Below are 26,293 nucleotides of genomic sequence, written 5' to 3' on the forward strand. Positions count from 1 at the left end.
AGAAGTCCCCGTCACAGTTCGTTCGCGGTCACAGTTCCTCACGATCTGAGGGCAGGAGGCAGGCAGCATGGACGCCATCACCCAGGTTCCGGTGCCCACCAATGAGCCGGTCCACTCGTACGCGCCGGGCAGTCCCGAACGCGCACGAATCAAGACCGCACTCGGCGACATCGCGACAAATCCCATCGACATCCCGCACGTGATCGGCGGAACGCACCGGCACGGCGCCGGCGACCGTGTCGACGTCGTGCAACCACACAGGCACTCCGCGGTGCTCGGCACGCTGCGCAACGCGACCCACGACGACGCATCAGCGGCCATCGACGCCGCCACAGCAGCAGCGCCGGAATGGCGGGCACTGTCTTTCGACGACCGAGCAGCAGTCCTCCTGCGTGCCGCCGACCTGCTGTCGGGACCGTGGCGAGAGACGTTGGCGGCGGCCACGATGCTGGGTCAGTCCAAGTCGGTGCAACAAGCGGAAATCGACGCACCGTGTGAATTGATCGACTTCTGGCGTTTCAACGTTCATTTCGCCCGGCAGATCCTCGCCGATCAGCCGATCTCGTCACCGGGCGTGTGGAACCGGCTCGAATACCGGCCGCTCGAGGGTTTCGTCTATGCGATCACCCCGTTCAACTTCAGTGCCATCGCCGGGAATCTGCCTACCGCGCCGGCACTGATGGGTAACACGGTGGTGTGGAAGCCGTCGTCGACGCAGACCGTTGCGGCGTACTGGACCATCAAGCTGCTCGAGGCCGCCGGAATGCCACCGGGCGTCATCAATCTGGTGACCGGCAGTGGGCAGGCCGTGTCCGAGGTGGCGTTGAGCGATCCCCGTCTCGCCGGGATCCACTTCACCGGGTCGACCCGGACGTTTCAGCACCTGTGGCGGCAGATCGGGGAGAACATCGGCAACTATGCCGGTTATCCGCGGCTGGTCGGCGAGACTGGTGGCAAGGATTTCGTGGTCGCGCACGCCTCGGCGGACGAGGACGTACTGCGCACCGCGTTGATCCGGGGAGCGTTCGAATACCAGGGTCAGAAGTGCTCGGCGGCATCCCGCGCCTACGTACCGAAGTCCTTGTGGCACAGGATGCGCGACACCTTCACCGCGGAAGTCGACGCGCTCACCTACGGTGACGTCACCGACCTCGAGAACTTCGGCGGCGCTCTCATCGACCGCCGCGCGTACGAGAAGAACGTCGCGGCCATCGAGCGTGCACGCGCCACCACCGGCGTCGAGATCGCCGTGGGCGGCAAGTACGACGACAGCGTCGGGTACTTCGTCCGTCCGACCGTGCTGCTTGCCGCCGATCCGGTGGACGAGGCGATGACCACCGAGTACTTCGGCCCGATCCTCACCGTGCACGTCTACGACGATTCGGCGCCCGGTGCCTTCGCCGACATCCTCGGCGCGGTCGATTCGGCGGCCCCGTACGCGCTGACAGGGGCCGTGATCGCCGACGACCGCCGTGCGGTGGAAGCTGCCACCTCCGCGTTGCGGTTCACCGCGGGGAACTTCTACGTCAACGACAAACCGACCGGAGCCGTGGTCGGACAGCAACCCTTCGGCGGCGCCCGCGCCTCGGGTACCAACGACAAGGCCGGCTCCAAGCTGAACCTTCTGCGGTGGGTGTCGGCGCGCACGATCAAGGAGACGTTCTCGCCCGCCACCGACTATCGCTACCCACACATGGGGTCGGAATGAAAGCGCCCGCGTCCCTCGCGAATCCGCTTCGGCCGGCGATCCTCGCGGCCTCGCGTTCGTCCCGGGTGAAACGGGCGGTCACGGGCACACCGGTCACCCGCAAGCTCGTCGATCGATTCATCGCCGGCGACGATCGTGACTCGGTTCTGCGCACGGTCCGCGACCTCCTCGACTCGGGCCGTTCCGTCTCCATCGATTTCCTCGGCGAGGACACCCGTGACGAGGAGGGAGCGCAGGCAACCGTCGACGAGTATCTGCAACTCGTCGCCGCCCTCGGAGCGTTACCCGAGGCGGCGCCCGGCGGGTCGGGCGCGCGCCGGCTCGAGGTGTCGATGAAGTTGTCGGCGCTCGGGCTGGCGCTCCCGGACCGTGGAACCGAAGTGGCCACCGAGAACGCCCGCACGATCTGCGCGGCCGCGGAGGCCGCCGGCGTCTGGGTCACCGTGGACGCCGAGGATCACACCACCACCGATTCGACTCTCTCGATCGTGCGCGAACTCCGGCGGGACTACCCCTGGCTGGGCGCCGTGCTGCAGTCGTATCTGCGGCGCACCGAACAGGACTGCCGCGAACTGGCGGGTGCCCGCTCCCGGGTTCGTCTCTGCAAGGGTGCCTATCAAGAGCCGGAGTCGGTGGCGTTCAAAGACCGTGCTGCGGTCGACGCGGCATATCTGCGGTGCCTCGAGGTTCTGATCGCCGGATCGGGTTACCCGATGGTGGCGTCGCACGATCCGGCAGTCATCGCTGCGGTCGGGCCACTTGTGACGAAATCAGGGCGCACATCCGCAGAATACGAGCACCAGATGTTGTTCGGCATCCGAGACCTCGAACAACGCAGGCTCGCGAGTGAGGGCAAGCAGGTTCGGGTGTATGTACCGTACGGAACTCAGTGGTATGCCTACTTCATGCGCCGCCTCGCGGAGCGTCCCTCGAACTTGCGATTCTTCCTCCGGTCGGTGGTCAGCAGGCACTGACACGGTGTGCCACGGACCCGGGGCCGGCCCTGCGCCGTTGTAGAGTTTCGCGGTGACCACTTCAGTCGAAGGATGGACCGGTGCGGTCCTCTTCGCGGTGGTCCTCGTGCTGTCTGCGCTGCTCGGGCAGGTTCTCGTCGGCTACCGACTGCCGGCTCACCCGCCCCGGACCGCCGTCGTGCTGTGGTCGGTGGTCGCAGTTCCGTCGCTGCTGCAGTTCGTGTTTCCGGCGATTCTCGATGCGTTCGATCGGGAGCCCGACCGGATCAGGGACGACCAGTGGTGGCGCATCGTCACCTCCGTCGCGGTTCAGGACGGTGGGATCGCCGGCACGCTGCTGAATTTGGCGGTTCTCGCGTGGGTGGCGCCACTGGCGGTGAAGGTGTGGGGGAGTGCGCGGACGGTCCTGCTGTTCGTGGCCGGTCAAGTCATCTTCGGGTTGTTCACCGCTTTTCTCTTTCCTTCCTCCGGCGCCGGCAACTCGGGAGCCACCCTCACACTCGCGGCCTCCATCGCCGGGCTGGTGGTCATGCAGTCGAAGGAGTGGCGATCCCTCGCGCTCAGTGCCGGGGTGGTGCTGGCGGGTGTTCTGCTCGTCGCGGTAGGCGACGCTCACGGACTCGCGGTGCTCACCGGGGCATTGCTGGGCGCCGCGCTGGCGACCGTCAGTCCGCCCGTGGGAGACCCGGCCGGCGCCGCCCGCCCCCTGTGAGAAGCTGTCCCTGTGCTTCTGCGATCCCTGAATCCTGTGGCCGTCGCCCGCGGCGACGACATTCCTGACGCCGTCCGGATCGGCGATTCCACACTGTCGCGCAGTGATGTGCTCGGCGCAGCGACCTCCGTGGCGGAACGGGTCTCGCGCGCAGACCGGGTCGCGATCCTCGCCACCCCCAGTGTGACGACTGTGCTCGCGGTGGTGGGTTGTCTCATCGCCGGCGTCACCGCCGTGCCCGTTCCACCTGATTCGGGTCGCGCGGAACTCGAACACATCCTGCGTGACTCCGGGGCCCAGGCGTGGCTCGGCGAGGCTCCGCAGAACGCCGCGGGGCTGCCCGTCATCCCCGTCCGGCTTCACGCCCGCTCCTGGCACAGCTACCCCGAGCCGCCCGACACGGCCACCGCATTCATCCTCTACACCTCCGGGACGACGGGACCGCCGAAGGGCGTACTCCTCAGCCGGAAAGCGATTGCCGCCGGACTCGACGCGCTCGCCGAGGCGTGGGAGTGGACCGGCGCCGACACCGTGGTGCACGGACTCCCGCTCTTCCACATCCACGGGCTGATTCTCGGGGTGCTCGGACCGCTACGGTTCGGCGGCCCGCTCGTGCACACCGTCAAACCGGTCCCGAAGGCGTACGCCGCCGCCCGCGGAACGATGTACTTCGGCGTTCCGACGGTGTGGAGCCGCATCGCCGACGACCCCGAGTCGGCTCGTGCGCTGTCGAATGCGCGGTTGCTGGTGTCGGGCAGTGCGCCTCTTCCGGTGCCCGTATTCGACAAGATCCGCGAGCTGACCGGCCTCGCACTGATCGAGCGCTACGGGATGAGCGAGACGATGCTGACCCTCAGTACGCGCGCGGACGGGGAGCGTCGCCCCGGCTGGGTCGGCGTCCCCCTTCGCGGCGTCGAAACTCGACTGCGGGACGAGCGGGGCGGTGACGTCCCCCGCGACGGTGTATCGATAGGCGGACTGCAGGTGCGAGGTCCGATGCTGTTCGACGGATATCTGGGCCGTCCGGAGGCGACCGCCCAATCGTGGACCGAGGACGGTTGGTTCAAGACCGGCGACGTCGCCGTCATCGATCCAGGGGGGTTTCATCGCATCGTCGGACGCGAATCCACGGACCTCATCAAGTCGGGCGGTTTCCGGGTCGGGGCGGGCGAGGTGGAGACATCTCTGCTCGGTCACCCGAGTGTGCGGGAAGCGGCGGTGGTCGGCGTTCCCGACCCCGACCTCGGCCAGCGACTGGTCGCCTTCGTGGTGGGGGAGAACGTCTCGGAGACCGAGTTGATCGACCACGTCGCCGCTGAACTGTCGGTGCACAAGCGACCCCGCGAAATCAGGGTGGTCGACTCCCTGCCCCGCAACGCCATGGGAAAGGTGCAGAAGAACCAACTCTTCTGACGTCGGTAGTGTGGCGTTCGGAACCGGACCACTACGGATGGGCAGGCGCAAGTGAGTGTCGACAGCATTGTTCAGAGCACCCGGATCGTCCTGGCGTCCCGGCCGGACGGCGCGCCCACGACGGACAACTTCCGTCTCGAGGTAGTGAGTTTGCCCGAACTTTCCGAGGGGCAGGTGCTGATCCGCGTCATCTACCTCTCGCTCGACCCGTACATGCGGGGGCGAATGAGTACCGCCGAATCGTATGCCGATCCGGTCGAGATCGACGAGGTGATGGTGGGTGGCACTGTCGGCCAGGTGGTCGAATCGCGCCATCCTCAATTTTCTGCCGGTGACTATGTCCTCGCCTACGCGGGGTGGCAGTCGCACGCGGTGGTCGACGGTCGTCACCTGCGCAAGCTCGACCCCGCCGCGGCGCCGCTGTCGACCGCGGTCGGCGTTCTCGGAATGCCCGGATTCACTGCCTACTCCGGATTACTGAAGATCGGGCAACCGAAGGCAGGCGAGACCGTCGTCGTCGCGGCGGCGAGCGGACCGGTCGGTTCCGCGGTCGGCCAGATCGCGAAAGTGAAGGGCGCCAGGGCAGTCGGCATCGCAGGCGGTCCCGAGAAATGTGCCTATGTGTTGGAGAAGCTGGGTTTCGATGCCGTGGTCGACCATCGGGCTCCTGATTTCGCCGAACAACTCCGCGCCGCGGTGCCGGACGGTATCGACGTCTACTTCGAGAACGTCGGCGGCGCTGTCGCCGCCGCGGTGCTCCCGCTCCTCAACCTCTATGCTCGCGTTCCCGTGTGCGGTTTGATCGCCCAGTACAACGACACGGCGGCTCCCGAGGGGCCGGATCGGTTGCCCGGCTTCTTCACTCGTGTCCTGGTGAAGAGTCTCACCATCCGCGGTTTCATTCAGAGCGAGTTCGTGCCTGAGATGTTCGCCGATTTCCAGCGGGACGTTGCGGCGTGGATCGCGGAGGGACGCTTCGCCTACCGGGAAGACTTCGTCGAGGGCATCGAGAACGCTCCGTCAGCATTCATCGGCCTTCTCGAAGGAAGGAACTTCGGCAAGCTGGTGGTCCGGGTCGCCGAGGAGGACTGAGGCTCTGCCCGGCCGGTGCCGGGTCTGCTTCCGACCGACTTGTGGTCTGTACATCGCCGTATTCCCCCTGCACAGAGCGTTGTCGTGATAAAACAGTTATAGAAGCGAACCCTCGTTATGTGCACGTGATGTCGATGGTGCGCGAGTTCGGTGTCATCCACATATTGGAGTGATGAGATCTATGACAGGTCACAGTGCTGGGGCGGGTTTGCAGATTCTCGTCGACGGTAGGCCGGCGTCTGCCCCCTTACGCGACACGCACGCAGTCGCCCGAAAACTTGTACGGCATTTCGCGGACAACGTGACGCCGTGCGGTTCTCTGCCCGGTGAGCAACTCCAGAGCGACGTCACCGATTTCACGGTCGTGTGCCTGCGCCTCGGCATCCAGATGCTCGATGGGGGAACTTCGCCCACCGACGAAGATCTCGCGGAAGTGCGGGACGCCTCGGCTCGGTGGGCCCGCGAGGGCTTCCCCTTGACGCTGGTTCTGCGCATCCTCCACGAGGGAATAACCAAGGCCGGCGACCTTGCGGCGGCCAACGCCCGCGAAGAGGACCTGCCGGGCCTTCTGGTCATCCAGAAGGTGATGTTCGCGCTTCTCGAGTGCGTGACGGTCGCGGCCACAACCAGCTACGTCAACGAACTCGAGGCGGTCAACAGTGAGCGCGACGGCGCCGCCGTCAACCTCGTCACCGCCCTCCTCAGCGGCCGGAAGGCGGCGTCGGCCGCCCGGCACGCCGGGGTGGAGCCTGCGGAGAACTACGTCGTCATGGGCCTTGCCGTACCGCCGCATCCGGCAGAGGCAATCGCGCACCGGCGGAAGGCGGTGGTGGCGCGGCAGAAGTTGCGGCGACTGCAGATCGAACTTGCCGAGGCCTCCGGCGGGGCAGCCCTGTGCTCGTTGAGTCCCGATGGCGGCACCATTCTGCTTCCCGGCTCGCCGGAACGGGCGTGGATCGTGTCGCTGCTCGACCGCGTCGGCGCGGCCGCGGAAGTACCCCTGACCGCGACGGTGAGCCGGGTCCGTACGGCGGACATCCCGACGGCGGCCGAGCAGGTACACGAACTTCTCGACCTCGCACATCAGCTGTCGCTGGCTCCAGGCCTGTACGAAATGAATGATCTGGCACTCGAGTATCAGCTCACCCGTCCCGGTCCGGGCCGCACCCATCTCGCACGCCTTCTCGATCCGTTGCAGAACTCACCGGAGCTGGTCGAAACCTTGGAAGTGCACATCAGCCACGACCTGAACCGTCAGCGCACCGCCAAGAAGATGCACCTGCACACCAATACGGTCGACTATCGGTTGAAGCGAATAGCGCAGTTGACGGGGTGTGACCCGACGCGACCTTCCGGCTTGCGTCAGATACAGGCCGCATTGGTGGCCCGGAAACTCGAGGTGGCCCAACGCGAAGGCTGACCCTCGGGTCGGCCGATACGATCACCTGACCACGAGTGTCGGTATCGAACCTGCAGTGCAGCAAAGCGTAGACGCTTCGGCAGATCGTGACCGAAAAGTCAGGGAGGCAGGCGATGGCCGGAGGTCGTCATTCGAGTACGCACGACGAGCGCGGCGGCCGTTCCCTCGGTTTCTACCTCGTCTGTGCCGCCGTGGTCATCGGTCTGGTGGTGTCCGTCGTCGTCATCGTGCAAGCGGTGCGTTCCTGGACCGGTGGCTGCGACCACCTTGTCGATTACACCCTTGCGGCGGACCCGAGTATCGCGCCGGCGGTCACCGACATTCTGAGCGCGGCGAAGGACACCGACACCGGTTGCGCCACCATCGCCGTCAGCGCTGCCACCTCGGGTGACGTAGCCGGACGGTTGGGCAAGGGCGCCGACGCCCCCGACCTGTGGATCCCCGACACCGGGGCGTGGGTAGGGAAAGCGGCACTCACCGCCGCCGGTCCGGTGGAAGTGATGACGGGGTCGGTCGCGTCTTCGCCCATCGTCCTGGTGTCCCGCGAAGGTGAGGCGCCGGCGGCCGAGACCTGGCTTGCTGCGCTGCAGTTGAAGGACCTGCAGCTCGGTAATCCGCTCGTCACCGGCGTCGCACAGGGGCCGATCGACGCAGCCCTCGCGGAAGGCCGATCGGACCCGGTGTCCGCGGGCACCGTGCGGGCCGCCCTGGTGCCCCTCGCGCAGGAGGAGAGTGCGCGCACCGCAGACGAACCCATCGGCGAAGAAATGCTGCGCGGGGTAGCCGACAACGGCGGCGTCGCCGTCGCCACCGAACAGGCAGTAGTGGACTACAACGCCGATACCGGTCAGGCGCTCGCTGCGACGGTGCCTCCGACGGGCAGCACCTTCGTGAATTATCCGCTGGTCGTCACGTCGCCTGCACCGGACCGCCACTACAAGGCCACCCAGGTCGCGCGCGCCGTCGCGGAAGTTCTCGGGAGTGACTCCGCTCGAACCGTGCTGCAGAACAGTGGTTTTCGTGGCCCGGATGGCAGCCCATTGCCTGACGGGCGCGGGGTCGGTGAGGTCCCCGAGCTGGGCCCGGTGGACGAGACGGTGTTGCAGGACGCACTCGGTGCATGGGCGCTGATGGCGCTGCCCATCCGCACCCTCGTCGCCATCGATGTGTCGGGGTCGATGGAGACGCCGGCAGGAAACCGGTCTCGGATGGACCTCACGGTGGACGCCGCGCTCGCTGGGAACGCCATGTTCCCGGACAGCGTGTCGGCGGGATTGTGGGCCTTCTCGCAGGGGCTCGGTGGGGGACCGCAGGACTACCGGGAGATGGTGCCGATCCGGCGCTACGACACGGTGGTCGACGGCCGCACACAACGGCAGATCATGGCCGAGCAAGCGGAGAAGGTGGACGGTCTCGTCGGCGGCGCCACGGGGCTGTACGACACGGCGCTGGCCGCATTTCGGACCGTGCAGGACTCGTACGACCCACGCGCCGTCAACAGCGTGATCATCCTGACGGATGGTGCCAACGAAGACCCGGACTCCATCACCAAGGAGCAGCTGCTGAGCATCCTCGAGCGGGAGCAGGACCCGGCGCGTCCCGTCATCATCGTGACGATCGGTATCACCGACGACGCCGACGCGGCTACTCTCGCCGAGATCTCGCGGGTGACGGGTGGGTCGAGTTACGTCGCGAAGGATCCGGCGGATATTTCCAACGTGTTCGTCAACGCGCTCGCTGCCCGGGGTCGGTAGCGGGAACGGCCTTCCTGCGGTATCGCGCGTTCAGGAAGGCGAGCGCGGTGATGCCGAGGAACAGCACGCACGTCGAGAACAGCTGGGTGCGGGCGTCGGAGTCGAAGAGCATGAGCACGACGAACCCGCCGAGAAGCGCAAGCGTGGCGTAGCTCAGCCAGGGGAACAGCCACATCCGCACCGTCAGCTTGCCCTCACGTTCGAGTCGCGGACGCAGTCTCAGGTGGGAGACGACGATGAAGATCCAGATCACCAGGAGCGCCGAACCGACGGCATTGAGAAGCAACCCGAGCAGGTCGTCGGGCAGCCACCAATTGAGGAGCACGCTGACGAAACCGAAGAACACGGACAGCAACACCGCGTTGAGCGGCACCCCCGAGTGGGAGATCCGGGCCATGAACGCCGGACCGTCGCCGCGGCGGGACAACGAGTACGCCATCCGGGAGGTGCCGTAGATATTGGCGTTGAACGCCGAGAGTAACGCGATCACCACGACCAGTTCCATGAATCCGGCCACGTAGGGAAGGTGCGCCTGATTCAACACGGCCACGAAGGGTCCGCTCTTCAGGTCCGACGAGTCCCACGGGAGCACGAGCACCATGATCGAGATCGAGCCGATGTAGAAGACGCTGATACGCCAGACGACGCTGCGTACCGCGACGGCGATCGACCGTTCGGGGTTCTCGGACTCGGCGGCGGCGATGGTCACGATCTCGATACCGCCGAAGGCGAAGGCCACTACCAGGAGACCGGCGGCGACACCGGCGAACCCTTCGGGCATGAAGCCGCCGTGTCCGAGGAGGTTGGTGGTACCGACCGGCTCGGTATCGGGGAGCAGCCCCAACACGAGCAACACACCGATTGCGAGGAAGGCGATGATGACGGTGACTTTGATAGCGGCGAACCAGAATTCGAACTCACCGAAGTTGCTGACCTTGGCAAGGTTGACGGCCGCGAAGAAGATCACGAACACCAGGGCGACCACCCACTGCGGGACCCCGGGCAGCCAGCCGCTGACGATGCCCGAGGCGCCGGTGATCTCGGCTCCGAGAACCATGATCAGCATGAACCAGTAGAGCCAGCCCATCACGAACCCGGCCCACTCGCCGATGCCGATCCGGGCGTAGTGCGAGAAGGACCCGCTGGTCGGGATCGCTGCCCCCATCTCGCCGAGCATGCGCATCACGAAGACCACGATCAGGCCGGCGAGAAGGTAGGAGACGAGCACGGCGGGACCGGCCGTGGCGATTCCGACACCGGTACCGAGAAACAGTCCGGCACCGATGGCCGAGCCGAGACCCATCATCGTGAGATGGCGGACCTTCAGGCCGCGGCCCAGGGTGTCCGAGTCGGTCATGGTGTCGGGTGGTCGCGTGCCGCTCACAGAGTCAGTCGTTTGCGTGCAGTGCGGCGTTCAGTTCGACACCGGTGCCCTTCCACGGCACGACCTCGACGGCACCCGACACCGAGTTGCGGCGGAACAGCAGGTTCGACTTGCCGTTCAGTTCCTTTGCCTTGACGACGGTGCCGTCGGGGCCGGTGACCTTGGTGCCTGCGGTGACGTAGAGACCGGCTTCGAGCACGCAGTCGTCGCCCAGCGAGATACCGAGGCCGGCGTTGGCACCGAGCAGACACCGCTTGCCGACCGAGATGGTTTCCTTGCCGCCACCGGACAGGGTGCCCATGATGGAAGCGCCGCCGCCCACATCGGATCCGTCGTCGACGACGACACCGGCGGAGATGCGGCCTTCGACCATCGAGTTACCGAGAGTGCCCGCGTTGAAGTTGACGAATCCCTCGTGCATGACGGTGGTGCCGCTGGCGAGGTGCGCGCCGAGGCGCACCCGATCGGCGTCGGCGATGCGGACACCGGAGGGCACCACGTAGTCGACCATGCGCGGGAACTTGTCGACACCGAAGACGGTGACGACGCCGCGGATCCGCAGACGGGAACGCACCTTCTCGAATCCTTCGACGGCACACGGACCGAAGTTGGTCCACACCACGTTGGACAGCAACCCGAACAGGCCGTCGAGGTTCACACCGTGGGGTGCGACCAGACGATGCGAGAGAAGATGCAGGCGGAGGTAGGCGTCGTGGGCGTCCACGGGCGGCGCCGAGAGGTCGGTGATCGTGGTGCGGACCACGATCTGGTCCACCTCACGCGCCTCGTCGGGTCCGGCGAGGAGTGCCAGATCGGACGGGATGTCGCCACCCTCGACCCGGACGGTGCCCGCTTCCTCGAAGGTGCCCAGCTCGGGCGCCGGGAACCAGGTGTCGAGAACCGTGCCGCCGACCGTCACGTTGGCGATGCCTACTGCTGATGCTCCCTGTGTGCTCACGGCACTAGAGGTTACTGGGTGGTCAGGGGGGTGCCCCTCCGCGGTCGTGGCAACGGGTCGGTCCCCGGGAAACCCTGCAGGTCTGCGCCGGCTACGGCAGCGTGCACGACAACGCGTTCCGGCTGGCGGCACGGCACGCCGTGTGCGGCCGCGGCTTAGGGTGGACGGGTGAGCACACTGGACCTGCATGCCGATCCCATCGACCTCACCGCCGCGCTGGTGGATATCCCGAGTGTCTCGCACGACGAGTCGGTGATCGCCGAGGCCGTCGAGTCCGCGCTGCGCACCCAGACGAACGGATTCGAGATCGTCCGCAACGGAAACGCCGTGCTGGCCCGGACCAACCGGGGGCTTCCGAGTCGGGTGATGCTCGCCGGACACCTGGACACGGTGCCGATCGCGGACAACGTGCCGTCGCGGCGGGAGGGTGACCTGCTGCACGGGTGCGGCACCGTCGACATGAAGTCGGGTGACGCGGTGTTCCTGCATCTGGCGGCCACCATCGAGAACCCGGTGCACGACCTCACGCTGGTGTTCTACGACTGCGAGGAGATTGCCGCCGTCCACAACGGGCTCGGACGGATCGAACGTGAGATGCCCGAATGGCTGCAGGCGGACGTGGCGATCCTGGGAGAGCCGACGGCCGGACAGATCGAGGCCGGGTGCCAGGGAACGTTGCGTGTCACCCTCACGACCCGCGGGACGAGGGCGCACTCGGCGCGGTCATGGCTCGGTGACAATGCCATCCACCGATTCGCACCCGTCCTGCAGCGCCTCGCCGACTACACCGCGCGATCGGTCGACATCGACGGCTGCGTGTACCGCGAAGGCCTGTCCGCGGTGCGGGTCGCGGGCGGAGTAGCCGGGAACGTGGTCCCCGATGCCGCAGAGGTGGATGTGAACTTCCGCTTCGCGCCCGACCGCAGTGCCGAGCAGGCCGTCGAGCACGTCCGAGAGGTTTTCGACGGGCTCGAACTCGGTTTCGAGGTCACCGACCTCTCGCCGGGCGCCCTACCCGGGCTGAGCGATCCTGCGGCGGCCGCCCTCATCGAGGCCGCGGGCGGCCGGTTCCGGGCGAAGTACGGGTGGACGGACGTATCCCGGTTCTCGGCCCTCGGTATCCCGGCCGTCAACTACGGTCCGGGCGACCCGAATCTTGCGCACAAGCGGGACGAGCACGTGCCCGTGCAGCAGATTACCGACGTCACGACCGTCCTGCGGGCGTACTTGACGGCGTCCTGACTGCTCGATCGGAGGCTCGGGCCACCCGTTAGCCTGGGGCGCATGGCACCCGAGAAGAACAATCACGGTCGCAAGTCGTCGTCCGTGAAGCACCGCGGCCCGATCCAGTTGAGGCGCGCCCGCAAGGACGAGGCCACGACCACCGACGAGCGGTTGCTGGACGAGCGGGGATCGACCGACTGGGTGCACACCGACCCGTGGCGGGTGCTGCGGATCCAGAGTGAATTCGTCGAAGGTTTCGGTGCCCTTGCCGAGGTGCCCCGGGCGGTCACGGTGTTCGGCTCCGCCCGGACGTCGGTCGACCATGCGGAGTACGAGGCGGGCCGGGCGTTGGGGGCGGGCTTGGCGGAGGCAGGGTTCGCCGTCATCACCGGCGGGGGTCCCGGTGTGATGGAAGCGGCCAATCGGGGCGCCAGCGAATCCGGGGGCTACTCCATCGGCCTGGGCATCGAACTGCCCTTCGAGCAGGGACTCAACGAGTGGGTCGACCTGGGGATCAATTTTCGGTACTTCTTCGCGCGCAAGACGATGTTCGTGAAGTACTCGCAGGCCTTCATCTGCCTGCCCGGAGGGTTCGGGACTCTCGACGAACTCTTCGAGGCGCTGACGTTGGTCCAGACGCGGAAGGTCACCCGCTTCCCGATCGTCTTGTTCGGCACCGAGTACTGGTCGGGGCTCGTCGACTGGCTTCGGAACACGCTCGAGCGGACCGGCAAAATCTCCGAAGGAGACGTGAACCTGCTGCACGTGACCGACAGTGTCGAGGAGGCCGTGCAGATCGTCGTCAAGGCGCAACAGGGCGTCGACGACGGCGCACTGGCCGGCACGGAGGACCAGTGGTGATGCCGAAAGGTATTGTAGCCGAGCCGTTGTCGGTGTGCGTCTACTGTGCGTCCGGGCCGGTCGGCGAACACTACCTCGAACTCGCCCGCCAGATCGGCACCCACATCGGCGCCCGCGGATGGCAACTCGTCTCGGGTGGCGGAAATGTGTCGATGATGGGCGCGGTGGCCGAAGCGGCGAGGGCTGCGGGCGCCAACACGGTGGGTGTCATCCCCAAAGCGTTGGTGCACCGGGAGGTCGCCGATGTCGACGCCGACGAACTCGTCGTGACCGACACCATGCGGCAGCGCAAACAGGTGATGGAGGACAGAGCGGACGCCTTCATCACGCTGCCGGGCGGAATCGGCACGCTCGAGGAACTCTTCGAAACGTGGACAGCGGGCTACCTCGGCATGCACGACAAACCCGTGGTCCTGCTCGACCCGGTCGGGCACTACACCGGGCTGCTGGAATGGCTGGACAGCCTGCGCGGCGGCGGATTCGTGGCCCAACGTGCCCTCGACCGACTGCTCGTCCGGACCGACGTCGAGGCTGCGCTCGACGCCTGCGTGGTCTGAGATCCGCAACCCCCGGCATCGTGGCGCTGGTTGTTACCGTGCAGTAAGGTGACCTGATTCATATTGCAGGCCTGAGGGGATGTCATGCGTTCTGAAGCACGTTCGACGATCAGTGTGGTCGACCTTGCCTGGCGGCTGCCGGCGATGATTCCGGAACTGCCGATCATGGCCAAGGGTGTCCGGGGCCTGATGCGCACCCCGGAAGCGAAGGAATCGATCGGTCTCGTCTTCCAACGGGTGGCAGCGGCACACCCGGGTCGCACCTTCCTGAAATTCGAGGGTGAATCGCTCAGCTACGCGTCCGCCAATGCGCGCGTCAACCGTTACGCACACGCCCTCGCGGACCTCGGCGTCGCGCGCGGAGACGTCGTCGGGATCCTCGGCAAGAACCTGCCCGAGACGCTGCTGATCGCACTGGCGGTGGTGAAACTCGGTGCCACCGCCGGCATGCTCAACCACAACCAGCGCGGTGAGGTACTCGCCCACAGCATCGCGCTGTTGAACAGCCGGTTGCTGGTGGTGTCCGAGGCCTGCGGTGAGGCCATGGACTCCCTCGACGAACCACCCGCGGTGTCCTCGGTCTTGTATTACGACGACCTCGATCAGCTCGCGGAATCGGCCGAAAAGGACGACCCGGATGTGTGCGAGGAGATCCAGGCGAAGGAAAAGGCCTTCTATATCTTCACCTCGGGCACGACGGGCCTTCCCAAGGCCAGCTTGATGAGCCACTTCCGCTGGCTCAAAAGCATGTCCGGACTCGGCAACATGGGTGTGCGTCTGCGCAGCAGCGACACGCTCTATTGCTGCCTGCCGCTCTATCACAACAATGCGCTCACGGTCTCCCTCTCCTCGGTGCTGGGGTCGGGCGCCACCCTTGCCCTGGGCAAACAGTTCTCCGTGTCGAACTTCTGGGCAGACGTCGAACTGAACGGTGCCACGGCGTTCACCTACATCGGCGAACTGTGCCGGTATCTGCTCAACCAGCCCGCCGATCCGCAGGATCGGCACAACTCCATCCGGCTGATGGTGGGCAACGGCCTTCGCCCCGAAATCTGGTCGGAGTTCACGAAGAGGTTCGGCATCACGCGGGTGGCCGAGTTCTATGGGGCCAGCGAATGCAACATCGCCTTCGTCAACGCTCTCAACCTCGACAAGACCGCGGGAATCTGTCCCCTTCCCCACGCGGTGGTCGAGTACGACGAGGACAGCGGATCGCCGAAACGCCACTCCGACGGCCGGCTGCGGAAGGTCCGCACCGGTGAGGTCGGGCTGCTGCTGTCGAAGGTCACCGACAGGGCGCCGTTCGACGGATACACCGACGAAAAGGCGACCGACAAGAAATTGATTCGCGACGGCTTCGACGACGGCGACTGCTGGTTCGACACCGGCGACCTGGTGCGCCGCCAGGGGTGGTCGCACGTCGCATTCGTCGACCGGCTCGGTGACACCTTCCGCTGGAAGGGCGAGAACGTGGCGACCACCGAGGTCGAGGGGGCGATCCTCGCGCACCCCGCGGTCGAGCATGCCGTCGTCTACGGGGTCGAGATCCCGGGAACGGACGGGCGCGCGGGTATGGCGGCCGTGACGTTGTGTGACGGCGAGAAGTTCGACGGCCGGGAGGTGGCGTCCCTCCTCTTCGAGCGGCTGCCGTCGTACGCAGTGCCCTTGTTCGTCCGCGTCGTCGACTCCCTCGAACAGACGTCGACGTTCAAGAGCCGCAAGGTGGAACTGCGCAAGGAAGGGTACGACGTCGAGGACACCGCCCGGCTCTTCGTTCTGACCGGACGCAGCAAGGGATACTGCCCGTCCTACGAGGGTTACGTCGACGAAGTCGCGAAGGGCGCGCTCCCCAAGGGGTGACGATGCGCCTCCGGCGCCCGTGAGTACTTGTTAACACCCCACTGTTGAGAAGTGCTCACGGGTGGTTCGATTCCGCTGCGTGCCAATATGGGTGACATGGCCGACGAAGACACACCGCCCGCCCCGGACTGCCCGTCGTCCACGCTCTGCGGGCGACCGGTCGCCACCGACCGCGCGCTGGTGATGGCCATCGTCAACCGGACACCCGATTCGTTCTACGACCGCGGGTCCACCTTCACCGACTCGGCGGCGATGGCGGCGGTCGAGCGCGCCGTGGACGAGGGCGCGGACCTCGTCGACATCGGGGGTGTGAAGGCAGGGCCGGGTGACGTCGTCGATGCCGCCGAGGAGACGCGGCGGGTGGTGCCGTTCGTCGCCGCCATCCGCGAACGCTTCCCGGAGCTGCTCGTCAGTGTCGATACCTGGCGCAGCGAGGTAGCGCGACTGGCCCGCGCCGAGGGGGCCGACCTCATCAACGACACCTGGGCGGGCGCGGATCCGGCGCTCGTGGAGGTGGCCGCGGAGACCGGAGCCGGCATCGTCTGCTCGCACACGGGGGGAGCGGTACCGAGGACCCGGCCGTTCCGGGTTCGCTATGCGGACATCGTGGCCGACGTCCTGCGGGAGGTGGTCACTGCCGCCGAGAGAGCCGCTCGGCTGGGCGTGCCCACCGACTCCATCCTCATCGATCCGACCCACGATTTCGGGAAGAACACTTATCACGGGCTCGAGTTGTTGCGGCGAGTGGAAGATCTTGTAAATACGGGGTGGCCAGTGCTCATGGCGCTCAGTAACAAGGACTTCGTCGGGGAGACTCTAGGGGTAGATCTCGCCGAGCGGTTGGAGGGAACATTGGCAGCGACAGCGATGGCCGCAGCGGGAGGCGCACGCGTCTTCCGCGTTCACGAAGTTGCCCCCACTCGACGAGTGGTGGACATGGTGGCCGCGATTCAGGGCAGACGCGCACCCGCCCGCACGGTGCGGGGGCTGGCATGAGCGCGGTCGGGGCGGGCGTGCCCCGCTCGATGCTGGCGGTCGACACCCCTCGCACCTGGGCGGAGGCGAACAGCTGGGATCAGCCGTCGTGGAGTATCGCCGAACTCGAACGAGCCAAGGCAGGCAGGACCGTGTCGGTGGTCCTGCCTGCGCTCAACGAGGAAGAGACCGTCGCGGCCGTGGTCGACACGATCCACCCCTTGCTGGGCGGGCTGGTCGACGAGCTGATCGTGCTCGACTCCGGGTCGACGGATCTGACGGTCGAACGCGCCCGGTCGGCCGGCGCCACCGTTATCAGCCGCGAAGAGGCTGTGCCCGCGTACCCGCCGGTGGCGGGCAAGGGTGAGGTGTTGTGGCGGTCCGTCGCTGCCAGCACCGGCGACCTCATCGCCTTCGTCGACTCCGATCTGATCAACCCGGACCCGGCCTTCGTGCCGAAATTACTGGGACCGCTGCTGACCGTCGACGGCATCCATCTCGTGAAGGGCTACTACCGTCGTCCGTTGCGGCTCAGCGGGACGGAGGATGCCAACGGAGGGGGTCGCGTCACCGAACTGGTGGCGCGTCCGTTGCTGGCGGCTCTGCGGCCGGAATTGACGAGTGTGCTGCAACCGCTCGGTGGTGAATACGCGGGCACCCGCGAACTGCTGTCGGCGGTGCCTTTCGCGCCGGGGTACGGCGTCGAGATCGGGCTGCTGCTCGACACGTACGACCGCCTCGGCCTCGGTGCCATCGGCCAGGTCAATCTGGGGGTGCGTAAGCACCGCAACCGCCCGCTGTCCGAACTCGGTGTGATGAGTAGGCAGATCATCGGCACGATGATGCGAAGGTGTGGAGTGGAGGATTCGGGAGCCGGTCTCACCCAGTTCCTCGTCGACGGCGATTCGTTCGTCCCGACGACGACGGAAGTGGCTCTGACGGATCGTCCGCCGATGAACACCGTGTGCCCCTGACGGAAGCCCGGCCTGTGGCTGCTGTCGGAGGTCCGTGACAGGATCGAAGCATGGTGACAGCCCTGCTCTATCTGCTCGTCATGGCCTTCGTCGGTGCGATGTTGTTCCTCGCCGCCAGTGCGGTGTTCGGCCGTTCCGAGGAACTGGAGCCGCTGCCTCCGGGCACCACCCTGACCGTCTTGCCGGCCCGGGGCGTAACCGGGGCGGACGTGGAGGCCTTGCGTTTTCAGCAGACGTTGCGGGGATACAAAGCGAGCGAGGTGGACTGGGCGCTGGCGCGGCTGGCTCGCGAAATCGATTCGCTGCGTGAACAATTGGCGGAGGCTGAGTCGGCGCGCGACCGTCCGGCGGCGTCGTCGTGACCGAGCCCGACGATCGAGTGCGGTGTGCGTGGGCGGTCGACACGAATGGCTCCCGGCTGTACCGGGATTACCACGACGAGGAATGGGGTCGGCCGCTGCACGGGCGGAACGAGTTGTACGAGCGGCTGTGCCTCGAAGCCTTCCAGTCGGGACTGTCATGGATCACGATCCTGCGTAAACGTGACGCATTCCGTGCTGCGTTCTCCGGGTTCGACCCGGAGGTGGTCGGGAGGTTCACGGAACGGGATGTCGAACGCCTGCTGGTGGACGCGTCGATCGTGCGCAACCGTGCCAAGATCGAGGCTTCGGTGAGCAATGCGCGGGCGATTCTGGAGCTGCAGGACACCGACCTCGACACCCTGCTCTGGTCGTTCGCCCCGCCGCCGCGCCCGAGCCGGCCGGCCACCGTGAACGACGTTCCGGCCGTCACCGCCGAGTCCACCGCAATGGCCAAGGAACTCAAGCGCCGCGGATTCAAGTTTGTGGGCCCTACCACGGCGTATGCGCTGATGCAGGCTACCGGGATGGTCGACGACCATGTCGCCGGGTGCTGGGTTCCACCGGCCGCCTGAGCCGCCGGTGAACGCGCCTATTTGGAACTCAGGTTCCCGGTACTCGTGTCCATAGGGAAGAATGGTTGTCACGAGCCTCGCCGAGTGATTCGGCGAGGCACCACAAGTTGTCGAGGCGCACGCAGGCAGCGCAGATCTGGAGGGAGCAGAGGATGGCGGCCATGAAGCCCCGGACCGGGGACGGTCCCCTCGAAGCAACCAAAGAGGGACGAGGAATCGTCATGCGGGTTCCGCTCGAGGGTGGTGGACGTCTGGTCGTCGAGCTCACCCCGGAGGAAGCTGCTGCACTCGGTGAAGAGCTCAAGGGCGTCACCAGTTAGTCGGGTGCAGAGAGAACCTCATGGGTCAGGCCCCGTCGCCGTTGTCGGTGCGGGGCCTGTTCCCTGTCCGGAAGGAAACGGGGCGCGCGCTCGTGTTGTCTGATGTGGTGGACCTGCTTGCCTGTCCGCAATGCGGGGCCGGCCTCGAACTCGACGAAAATACGCTTTTGTGCGACGCGGGCCACAGCTTCGACGTGGCCCGCCAGGGTTACGTGAGCCTGATGACCGGCGCCGGCGGCAAGTTCGACGGTGACAGTCCCGACATGATTGCCGCACGGGCCGATTTCCTGGCGGGTGGGAGCTTCGACCCGTTGATGGACGCCGTCGCGGACGCGGTCAGAGTTACTGCGGACGCGGTCAGAGTTACTGCGGACGCGGTCAGAGTTACTGCGGACGCGGTCAGAGTTGCTGCGGACGCCGTCAGAGCTGCTGACGATCCCGAGCCGGCGATCCTCGAGATCGGCGCAGGCACAGGTCACTACCTTGCCCGTGTCCTCGACGCGGTTCCGACTGCCCGAGGCATCGGGCTCGACGTCTCCAAATACGCGGCCCGCCGCATCGCAAAGGCCCATCCGCGGGCGGGGGCGGTCGTCGCCGACGTCTGGCACCACCTGCCGGTGCGCGACGGAGTCCTGAGCCACGTGTTGTGCGTATTCGCGCCGCGAAATGCAGAGGAGGCGCATCGAGTGCTCGGCGACGGCGGCGCACTGGTGGTCCTCACCCCAACCGAGCGACACCTGGCCGAACTCGTCGACCTCCTCGGCATGGTGCGTGTCGACGACCGTAAGGTCGAGCGGCTCGGTGCGGCCATGTCCGGGCGCTTCGACCGCACCGACCTCAGGGACGTCGAGTACCCGATGTCCCTGACGCACGACGACCTCACGCGCCTGGTCGGCATGGGGCCCTCGGCTCGCCACCTCACACCCGAGCGGCTCGCGACCTCGATCGCCGGCCTGCCCCGCGCGTATCCGGTGACGGCGTCCGTGACGGTCTCCACATACCGGCGCCGCTGAAAAGGCCGTCCCCGGCAGTCGGTTCAACGCCGGGAGAGGGCGTCCTGGTACACGTCGAGGGTCTGCTGTGCGATGGCGGCCCAGGAGAATTCGGCGATGGCACGGGCTCGTCCCGCCTTACCCATCGCGGCGGCCGCGGCGGTATCGGAAGCGACCTCGTTGACCGTCTCTGCCAGCGCATGTTCGAAACTGTCCGGCTCGTACGAGTTGTAGTGCACGAGACGACCGGTGACGCCGTCTTCCACAACCTCGGGGATGCCACCGACGTCGGATGCCACTACCGCCGTCTCGCAGGCCATCGCCTCGAGATTGACGATGCCGAGCGGCTCGTACACGGACGGACATACGAATACTGTTGCCGCTGCGAGAATTTCTCGCACCTGCTCGGTCGGTAACATTTCGCGTACCCAGAACACGTTGCCCCGGTGAGCGGCGAGGGCGGCAACGGCCTGCTCGGTTTCCGCGGCGATCTCCGGTGTGTCCGGGGCGCCCGCGCAGAGCACCAACTGGATGTCCGGCGCGAAATGGTGTGCGGCTGCGATGAGGTGCCCGACACCTTTCTGCCTCGTGATGCGACCGACGAAGGCGACCATCGGCTTGTCGGGGTCGACGCCGATCGTGGTGAGCGCGGACCGTCTCGGACCGGTCGGCCCGGCATGCCACACCGAAGTGTCGATCCCGTTGCGTACCACGTGGACCCGGGCGGGATCGACCGACGCATACGCGTCGAGCACGTCGAGTCGCATCCCGGCGCTGACGGCGATCACGGCGTCTGCGTGCTCGACGGCGTTGCGCTCGGACCAGGAGGAGACACGGTAGCCACCACCGAGTTGCTCCGCCTTCCACGGCCTGCGAGGTTCGAGTGAGTGGGCGGTGAGGATGTGCGGGACGTCGTACAGTGCGGCCGCCAGATGTCCTGCCAGCCCGGTGTACCAGGTGTGCGAGTGCACGACGTCGGCGCCGGTTGCGGCGTCCGCCATGCGCAATTCGGCAGACAACGTCGCCAGTGCCGCGTTGGCCCCAGTCAGTGCCGGGTCGGGATTGTGCACGAAGGCGCCGACGCGCGGAGCACCCATACAATGCACGTCCACCTCGCACAGCTGCTTCAACTGAGCAACCAGCTCGGTGACGTGTACACCGGCACCGCCATAAATCTCCGGTGGATACTCCTTGGTCATCATCGCCACCCGCACGCGCCTAACGTAACCGTCCGGGCCTGTTCGGGCCAACCGATGTCGGACACATTCGGATATCGGACGAATGGTGACTCGGCGCTTCGCTGGCGGGGGGAGGGGCCGCCCGATAGGTTGACAGGGTGAGGAGCCAGCCACATGTGCTTGGAATCGTGCTCGCCGGCGGCGAGGGCAAACGTCTCTATCCGCTCACAGCGGACAGGGCGAAGCCGGCCGTACCGTTCGGCGGTGCCTACCGGCTGATCGATTTCGTGCTCAGCAATTTGGTCAATGCGGGATATCTCCGCCTGTGTGTACTGACGCAGTACAAGTCGCACTCGTTGGACCGCCACATCTCTCAGACGTGGCGGTTGTCGGGATTTGCCGGGGAGTACATCACTCCGGTGCCCGCGCAGCAACGTCTGGGTCCACGCTGGTACACGGGCAGCGCGGATGCGATTCTGCAGTCACTGAACCTCGTCTACGACGAGGATCCCGAGTACATCGTCGTGTTCGGCGCCGACCACGTGTACCGCATGGACCCCGAACAGATGGTGCAGCATCACATCGATTCCGGTGCCGGCGTGACGGTCGCCGGAATTCGGGTGCCGCGCAGCGAGGCCTTCGCGTTCGGGTGCATCGACAGCGACGAATCCGGCCGCATCGTGCAGTTCCTCGAAAAGCCCGCGCATCCGCCCGGCACACCGGACGACCCCAACATGACGTTCGCCTCGATGGGGAACTACGTCTTCACCACCAAGGTGCTCGTCGACGCCATCCGCGCCGACTCCGAGAACTCCGACTCCGACCACGACATGGGCGGCGACATCATCCCGGCACTCGTGGAGGCCGGTGAGGCGTCGGTCTACGACTTCAAGGACAACATCGTTCCCGGCGCCACCGACCGCGACCGTGGTTACTGGCGGGACGTCGGAACACTCGACGCCTTCTACGACGCACACATGGACCTGGTGTCGGTCCACCCCATCTTCAACCTCTACAACCGTCGATGGCCGATTCGCGGTGCGACGGAGAACTTGGCGCCCGCAAAATTCGTGAAGGGTGGGCTGGCTCAGGAGTCGGTGGTAGGCGCCGGGTGCATCCTCTCCGCAGCGACGGTCCGCAACTCCGTTCTCAGTTCGAACGTGATGATCGACGACGGCGCCACCGTCGAGGGCAGTGTGCTCATGCCCGGCGTGCGCATCGGCAAGGGCGCTGTGGTGCGCCGCGCCATTCTCGACAAGAACGTGGTGGTCGGAGACGGCGAGATCATCGGCGTCGACCTCGAACGGGACAAGCAGCGCTTCGCGGTGAGCAACGGCGGGGTCGTCGCCATCGGCAAGGGCGTGTGGATCTAGCTCACAGCTTGGACGCGCACAGCAGGCCGTCGCCGATCGGCAGGAACACCCGGATCAGCTGATCGTCCTCGGCGAGAACCTTGGCGGCCTCACGCACAGCGACTGTGGCGGCATCACGCTGGCTCGGATCGACCACACGTCCCCCGTGGAGCGCGTTGTGCAGGACGATGGCGCCGCCGGGACGCAGGAGCCGGACGCCCTCACGCACGTAATGCGGGTGGTCGACGGGTGCACTGTCGACGAAGACGAGGTCGTACGCGCCGTCGGCGAGGCGGGGGAGCACATCGAGGGCGCGTCCGTTGATGAGCCGCGTGCGTGCGGGCGCGATGTCGTTGCTCCGGAAGGACAGCTTGGCGGCGCGCTGGTGCTCGGGTTCACTGTCGATGGTGGTGAGAACGCCGTCTTCACGCATGCCGCGGAGCAGCCACAGGCTGCTCACACCTGCGCCCGTGCCGACCTCGACTACTGTCTTGGCGTCGAGCATGCGGGCGAACAGAGCGAGAGCAGCACCGACCGCGGGCGGTACCGGTGCGGCACCGAGGTCGTCCGCCCGCTCCCTGGCCGCACCGAGGGCCTCGTCCTCACGGACAGCCCCTTCCGCGTGGGTGAGTATCCGTTCGGCGTTAGTCTGCACGCACATGAGGCTATCGGGGTCTCGTCATCGCCGCTGCGAGGCGCGCTCGATGCCGCCCGATCGGCGTGTGCCAGTTCCCGGTGAACAACGAGATTCTCAGGATTAGCTCAGCTTGCTCACACCACACACATATCGCGGTGGGAGAGAGTATGACCATCGCCAGATCCGAAGACCGCACGGCGGGCAGATTGCAACGAGGTGAAGTACAGGCGGGGGCCCGGGAACAATTCCGGACCGTCGGGAGTTGTCCCCTAATACCACGTGACGTGATCCGCGGTCCTGACCAGGAGGATCCACTTAACTCGATGAGTAACCACACAATGGCGCGAGACGGTGACAGAACCGAGCAGCCGGGTGTCGAGCCCGTGCTGGTCGGTGGTGACGCCGTCTCTGAACCCGAGCTGACGGGCACCGCTGTGTTCGACGCCACCGGCGAAAAGTCGGCCATGCCGTCCTGGGATGAACTCGTCCGGGAACACGGCGACCGTGTCTACCGTCTGGCCTACCGGTTGTCGGGCGACGCGCAAGACGCCGAAGACCTCACCCAGGACACGTTCATTCGCGTGTTCCGCTCCTTGTCCGACTATCAGCCCGGCACCTTCGAAGGCTGGTTGCACCGCATCACCACCAATCTCTTCCTCGACATGGTCCGCCGCCGCAACCGCATCCGCATGGAAGCGTTGCCCGAGGACTACGACCGGGTCCCGGCCGACGGGCCAAACCCCGAGGAGATCTACCACGACGCCCGGCTCGACGCCGATTTGCAGGCAGCGCTCGACTCGCTGGCACCGGAGTTTCGCGCCGCCGTCGTGCTCTGTGACATCGAAGGTCTGTCATACGAGGAGATCGGTGCCACACTGGGTGTGAAACTCGGAACCGTGCGCAGTCGCATCCACCGCGGCCGTCAGGCTCTGCGTGAGCATCTGGCTGTGAACGGAAAGGTTGACTCCGATCAGATCGGTGTCGGGTAGTTATCAGGAGGGACGAATGACGCAGGGGCGTGTACCTCGCCAATTTGGCTCGACGGAGCATTTGGCGAGTGAGGCGATCGCCGCCTTCGTCGACGGTGAACTCCGTATGTCCGCCTACCTGCGGGCGGCCCACCACCTGTCGATCTGCCCCGAGTGCGCGTTCGAGGTGGACGCACAGCAGCAGGCACGGCGGGCTCTCCGTCGCAGTGCCGACGTGGCGATGCCGTCGGGGCTTCTCGGTCTGCTCAGCCAGATCCCCAGCTGCAATTCGGGCGAACCCGCGGACAAGGCCCCGTTTGCCGGACCCACTGCGGACTCGACGGTGAGTAATCGGCTGTGGTCGCGGCGCTGGCGCCGTTGACCCTCTCGGTACCGGGGACGGCGGTGTCCGTGCGCCTGCAGTCATCGGTGATACTGGAGTCATCGGTGATACTGGGGCCCGGAACTGACTCTTACGAGGGGGACACGACAGCGTGACGGCGGATTACAAGACCCCGGGTACCGACGCCGCGGAATCCGATGCTCGCGCGTCGGAGGACGGGGCCCTGCGGCCCGCCGACGCTCCGAGACTCGACCCCCGACCGGTCTACCGGCCGCAGATCGACGCAGGGTCCAGTCGTGCGTTCGGCCGTCCCGGTGGGGTCACCGGCTCCTTCGCTCCGTCCGGCGCTCAGCGTGAGAGCGATCCGGCCGTCAAGGTTCGCGCCCCCGACCCCGTCCTCGCGGAGGCTTTCGGCCGACCGCCCGGTGAGACGGAGACCATCCAGCGCGATCCCCACACCACACCGGAAGCAGCGCCCGACGAGGCGCCCCCTGCCGACCCCTGGCGGAACCCCGAAGCGGGAGTCGAACTGGGATCGCCCGCCCTGCACGCCCGGGAACGTACGGAGCCCCCTGCCCCGGCCCTCACGGCCCGCGAAGTCCTCTTCGGCGGCAAGGTCGCACCCCGCGCACTCGCGGCATTGGGCGCACTCGCACTGGCGATCGGCCTGATCGGCGGGCTCCTCGCTGCGGTCATCACCGCCGACCGCAGCTCCCTCACCAGCCAGCGGGTCACGCTCGCGCAGAACGGCGGAGACGAAGACCTCGGACAGTCGCAGGTGGCGCAGGTCGCCGACGCCGTGCTCCCCGCCGTCGTGTCGATCCAGGTGGCGGTCGGTGATCAGGGAAGCACCGGTTCTGGAGTCGTCATCGACGGTGCCGGCTACATCGTCACCAATAACCACGTCATCTCCGCCGCGGCCACCGCGCCGGACGGCGGCAAGATCCAGGTGATCTTCGCGGACGGCACCAAAACCGAGGCACAGATCGTCGGGCGCGACATCAAGACGGACCTCGCCGTACTCAAGGTGGCGGCCGACAACCTCACCGTGGCGGAGCTGGGCCGGTCCGAGGACGTGCAGGTAGGCGAGGACGTCGTGGCCGTCGGTTCGCCGCTCGGCCTCAGCAAGACCGTCACACGCGGAATCGTCAGCGCCCTGCACAGGCCGATGCGGCTGTCGGGCGAGGGCTCCGACACCAACGCCGTCATCGACGCGGTTCAAACGGACGCCGCGATCAACCACGGCAACTCGGGCGGCGCGCTCGTCGACGACACCGGACGCGTCATCGGCATCAACACCGCCATGCTCAGTGAGTCCGGCGGATCGGTGGGCCTCGGCTTCGCAATCCCGATCGACGACGTCACGACGGTGGCACAAACCCTCATTCGCGACGGGGAGATGCACCACCCCGAAATCGGGGTCAATGCGCGCACCGTGGTCAACGACAACACCAGCGGCGCAGAGGTGGCCAACGTCCAGTCGGACAGTCCTGCGGCGCAGGCCGGCATCGTGGAGAGGGACGTGATCGTGAAGGTGGGGGATCGGACGGTGACCAGCGCAGATGAACTCGTCGTCGCGGTCAACCTCCAGAAGATCGGCCAGCCGGTGAGGGTCCAGCTGATCCGTGAGGGGCGGCTCGTCGACGTCGACGTGACCCCGGCCTCGGACTGACTCCCGATTCGCTGTGAGTTCCCCCTTCCGC

The 26,293-nt window shown here is 66.6% G+C and carries 25 protein-coding genes; 21 read left to right on the forward strand and 4 right to left on the reverse strand.

Features of this window, described 5'->3' with window-relative positions; all coding sequences use genetic code 11:
* Positions 1-67 precede the first annotated feature (67 nt).
* From pruA to R4P95_RS27135, 7 genes are all read left to right on the forward strand, one after another.
* A complete protein-coding gene (pruA, locus tag R4P95_RS27105) occupies positions 68-1,708 on the forward strand; it encodes an L-glutamate gamma-semialdehyde dehydrogenase (protein ID WP_213577040.1) in 1,641 nt (546 codons plus the stop codon).
* Entirely contained in the window at positions 1,705-2,682 is a 978-nt protein-coding gene (locus R4P95_RS27110) for a proline dehydrogenase family protein (RefSeq protein WP_317747025.1), read from the forward strand. The genes pruA and R4P95_RS27110 overlap by 4 nt, the downstream gene beginning before the upstream one ends.
* 52 nt (positions 2,683-2,734) lie before the next feature.
* A complete protein-coding gene (locus tag R4P95_RS27115; protein WP_317747024.1) occupies positions 2,735-3,394 on the forward strand; it encodes a rhomboid family intramembrane serine protease in 660 nt (219 codons plus the stop codon).
* 12 nt (positions 3,395-3,406) lie between these two features.
* Complete coding sequence (locus tag R4P95_RS27120) at positions 3,407-4,807, forward strand: acyl-CoA synthetase (RefSeq protein ID WP_317747022.1); 1,401 nt, start codon at positions 3,407-3,409, stop codon at positions 4,805-4,807.
* A gap of 51 nt (positions 4,808-4,858) precedes the next feature.
* Entirely contained in the window at positions 4,859-5,899 is a 1,041-nt protein-coding gene (locus R4P95_RS27125; RefSeq protein ID WP_317747021.1) for an NADP-dependent oxidoreductase, read from the forward strand.
* Positions 5,900-6,080: 181 nt separating this feature from the next.
* Complete coding sequence (locus R4P95_RS27130; RefSeq protein WP_317747020.1) at positions 6,081-7,319, forward strand: helix-turn-helix domain-containing protein; 1,239 nt, start codon at positions 6,081-6,083, stop codon at positions 7,317-7,319.
* A gap of 113 nt (positions 7,320-7,432) precedes the next feature.
* Positions 7,433-9,073 (forward strand): substrate-binding and VWA domain-containing protein, encoded by a 1,641-nt coding sequence (locus R4P95_RS27135; RefSeq protein WP_317747019.1) that lies wholly within the window; start codon positions 7,433-7,435, stop codon positions 9,071-9,073.
* Here the strand turns inward: R4P95_RS27135 and R4P95_RS27140 are convergent.
* Together R4P95_RS27140 and dapD are read right to left on the reverse strand one after the other, a co-directional pair.
* Positions 9,045-10,430, reverse strand: coding sequence for an amino acid permease (locus R4P95_RS27140; protein ID WP_317747066.1), 1,386 nt, complete (start codon positions 10,428-10,430; stop codon positions 9,045-9,047). The genes R4P95_RS27135 and R4P95_RS27140 overlap by 29 nt on opposite strands.
* Positions 10,431-10,461: 31 nt before the next feature.
* Positions 10,462-11,415 carry a 2,3,4,5-tetrahydropyridine-2,6-dicarboxylate N-succinyltransferase gene (dapD, locus tag R4P95_RS27145; RefSeq protein WP_255968384.1) on the reverse strand — a complete coding sequence of 318 codons (954 nt, stop codon included), beginning with the start codon at positions 11,413-11,415 and terminating at the stop codon, positions 10,462-10,464.
* Between the two features lie 168 nt (positions 11,416-11,583).
* Between dapD and dapE the strand changes: the two genes are divergently transcribed.
* The 10 genes from dapE (at position 11,584) to R4P95_RS27195 (ending at position 20,133) form a co-directional block, all read left to right on the forward strand.
* Positions 11,584-12,657 carry a succinyl-diaminopimelate desuccinylase gene (gene dapE, locus R4P95_RS27150; protein WP_109331881.1) on the forward strand — a complete coding sequence of 358 codons (1,074 nt, stop codon included), beginning with the start codon at positions 11,584-11,586 and terminating at the stop codon, positions 12,655-12,657.
* Between the two features lie 42 nt (positions 12,658-12,699).
* Entirely contained in the window at positions 12,700-13,500 is an 801-nt protein-coding gene (locus R4P95_RS27155; RefSeq protein ID WP_159925414.1) for a TIGR00730 family Rossman fold protein, read from the forward strand.
* Positions 13,500-14,057 carry a TIGR00730 family Rossman fold protein gene (locus R4P95_RS27160; RefSeq protein WP_213577048.1) on the forward strand — a complete coding sequence of 186 codons (558 nt, stop codon included), beginning with the start codon at positions 13,500-13,502 and terminating at the stop codon, positions 14,055-14,057. The genes R4P95_RS27155 and R4P95_RS27160 overlap by 1 nt, the downstream gene beginning before the upstream one ends.
* Positions 14,058-14,141: 84 nt before the next feature.
* Complete coding sequence (locus R4P95_RS27165) at positions 14,142-15,917, forward strand: long-chain-acyl-CoA synthetase (RefSeq protein WP_317747018.1); 1,776 nt, start codon at positions 14,142-14,144, stop codon at positions 15,915-15,917.
* A 96-nt stretch (positions 15,918-16,013) separates the two neighbouring features.
* The gene (gene folP, locus R4P95_RS27170) at positions 16,014-16,913 is read left to right on the forward strand and encodes a dihydropteroate synthase (protein ID WP_109335250.1); all 900 of its coding nucleotides are present in this window, start codon (positions 16,014-16,016) and stop codon (positions 16,911-16,913) included.
* Positions 16,910-17,866, forward strand: a complete 957-nt coding sequence (locus tag R4P95_RS27175) for a glucosyl-3-phosphoglycerate synthase (protein WP_109331878.1) — start codon at positions 16,910-16,912, stop codon at positions 17,864-17,866. Before folP ends, R4P95_RS27175 begins: the two co-directional genes overlap by 4 nt.
* A gap of 50 nt (positions 17,867-17,916) precedes the next feature.
* Positions 17,917-18,228 (forward strand): DivIVA domain-containing protein, encoded by a 312-nt coding sequence (locus R4P95_RS27180; RefSeq protein WP_317747017.1) that lies wholly within the window; start codon positions 17,917-17,919, stop codon positions 18,226-18,228.
* Positions 18,225-18,800 (forward strand): DNA-3-methyladenine glycosylase I, encoded by a 576-nt coding sequence (locus tag R4P95_RS27185; RefSeq protein WP_213577051.1) that lies wholly within the window; start codon positions 18,225-18,227, stop codon positions 18,798-18,800. The genes R4P95_RS27180 and R4P95_RS27185 overlap by 4 nt, the downstream gene beginning before the upstream one ends.
* A 152-nt stretch (positions 18,801-18,952) precedes the next feature.
* Positions 18,953-19,120, forward strand: a complete 168-nt coding sequence (locus R4P95_RS27190) for a DUF3117 domain-containing protein (RefSeq protein WP_003936084.1) — start codon at positions 18,953-18,955, stop codon at positions 19,118-19,120.
* Between the two features lie 92 nt (positions 19,121-19,212).
* Entirely contained in the window at positions 19,213-20,133 is a 921-nt protein-coding gene (locus R4P95_RS27195) for a putative RNA methyltransferase (RefSeq protein WP_317747065.1), read from the forward strand.
* A 23-nt stretch (positions 20,134-20,156) separates the two neighbouring features.
* Here the strand turns inward: R4P95_RS27195 and glgA are convergent, their stop codons facing one another.
* A complete protein-coding gene (glgA, locus tag R4P95_RS27200) occupies positions 20,157-21,326 on the reverse strand; it encodes a glycogen synthase (protein WP_213577052.1) in 1,170 nt (389 codons plus the stop codon).
* A gap of 122 nt (positions 21,327-21,448) precedes the next feature.
* On the opposite strand from glgA, the gene glgC reads away from it, so the two are divergent.
* A complete protein-coding gene (glgC, locus tag R4P95_RS27205) occupies positions 21,449-22,663 on the forward strand; it encodes a glucose-1-phosphate adenylyltransferase (RefSeq protein ID WP_213577053.1) in 1,215 nt (404 codons plus the stop codon).
* A 1-nt stretch (position 22,664) separates the two neighbouring features.
* On the opposite strand, the gene R4P95_RS27210 is transcribed toward glgC, so the two are convergent.
* Positions 22,665-23,303, reverse strand: coding sequence for an O-methyltransferase (locus R4P95_RS27210; protein ID WP_213577054.1), 639 nt, complete (start codon positions 23,301-23,303; stop codon positions 22,665-22,667).
* Positions 23,304-23,602: 299 nt separating this feature from the next.
* Between R4P95_RS27210 and sigE the strand changes: the two genes are divergently transcribed.
* The 3 genes from sigE to R4P95_RS27225 all read left to right on the forward strand — a co-directional run bounded on the left by sigE (position 23,603) and on the right by R4P95_RS27225 (position 26,262).
* Positions 23,603-24,268: an RNA polymerase sigma factor SigE gene (sigE, locus tag R4P95_RS27215; RefSeq protein ID WP_374433207.1), complete on the forward strand. Its 666-nt coding sequence runs from the start codon at positions 23,603-23,605 to the stop codon at positions 24,266-24,268.
* 16 nt (positions 24,269-24,284) lie between these two features.
* Positions 24,285-24,629, forward strand: a complete 345-nt coding sequence (locus tag R4P95_RS27220) for an RNA polymerase subunit sigma-70 (RefSeq protein WP_213577055.1) — start codon at positions 24,285-24,287, stop codon at positions 24,627-24,629.
* Positions 24,630-24,741: 112 nt separating this feature from the next.
* Positions 24,742-26,262 (forward strand): S1C family serine protease, encoded by a 1,521-nt coding sequence (locus R4P95_RS27225; RefSeq protein ID WP_213577056.1) that lies wholly within the window; start codon positions 24,742-24,744, stop codon positions 26,260-26,262.
* Positions 26,263-26,293: the final 31 nt, after the last annotated feature.

Origin of the sequence: Rhodococcus sp. IEGM 27 (assembly GCF_033142305.1) — a bacterium.
GTDB classification, from domain to species: Bacteria; Actinomycetota; Actinomycetes; order Mycobacteriales; family Mycobacteriaceae; genus Rhodococcus_F; species Rhodococcus_F oxybenzonivorans.

Coding starts and splice junctions, on each gene's coding strand:
- pruA (WP_213577040.1), top strand. CDS start 68: ATGGACGCCATCACCCAGGTTCCGGTGCCCACCAATGAGCCGGTCCAC.
- R4P95_RS27110 (WP_317747025.1), top strand. CDS start 1,705: ATGAAAGCGCCCGCGTCCCTCGCGAATCCGCTTCGGCCGGCGATCCTC.
- R4P95_RS27130 (WP_317747020.1), top strand. CDS start 6,081: ATGACAGGTCACAGTGCTGGGGCGGGTTTGCAGATTCTCGTCGACGGT.
- R4P95_RS27135 (WP_317747019.1), top strand. CDS start 7,433: ATGGCCGGAGGTCGTCATTCGAGTACGCACGACGAGCGCGGCGGCCGT.
- R4P95_RS27140 (WP_317747066.1), bottom strand. CDS start 10,430: ATGACCGACTCGGACACCCTGGGCCGCGGCCTGAAGGTCCGCCATCTC.
- R4P95_RS27155 (WP_159925414.1), top strand. CDS start 12,700: ATGGCACCCGAGAAGAACAATCACGGTCGCAAGTCGTCGTCCGTGAAG.
- R4P95_RS27160 (WP_213577048.1), top strand. CDS start 13,500: ATGCCGAAAGGTATTGTAGCCGAGCCGTTGTCGGTGTGCGTCTACTGT.
- R4P95_RS27165 (WP_317747018.1), top strand. CDS start 14,142: ATGCGTTCTGAAGCACGTTCGACGATCAGTGTGGTCGACCTTGCCTGG.
- folP (WP_109335250.1), top strand. CDS start 16,014: ATGGCCGACGAAGACACACCGCCCGCCCCGGACTGCCCGTCGTCCACG.
- R4P95_RS27175 (WP_109331878.1), top strand. CDS start 16,910: ATGAGCGCGGTCGGGGCGGGCGTGCCCCGCTCGATGCTGGCGGTCGAC.
- R4P95_RS27180 (WP_317747017.1), top strand. CDS start 17,917: ATGGTGACAGCCCTGCTCTATCTGCTCGTCATGGCCTTCGTCGGTGCG.
- R4P95_RS27190 (WP_003936084.1), top strand. CDS start 18,953: ATGGCGGCCATGAAGCCCCGGACCGGGGACGGTCCCCTCGAAGCAACC.
- R4P95_RS27210 (WP_213577054.1), bottom strand. CDS start 23,303: ATGTGCGTGCAGACTAACGCCGAACGGATACTCACCCACGCGGAAGGG.
- sigE (WP_374433207.1), top strand. CDS start 23,603: ATGAGTAACCACACAATGGCGCGAGACGGTGACAGAACCGAGCAGCCG.
- R4P95_RS27220 (WP_213577055.1), top strand. CDS start 24,285: ATGACGCAGGGGCGTGTACCTCGCCAATTTGGCTCGACGGAGCATTTG.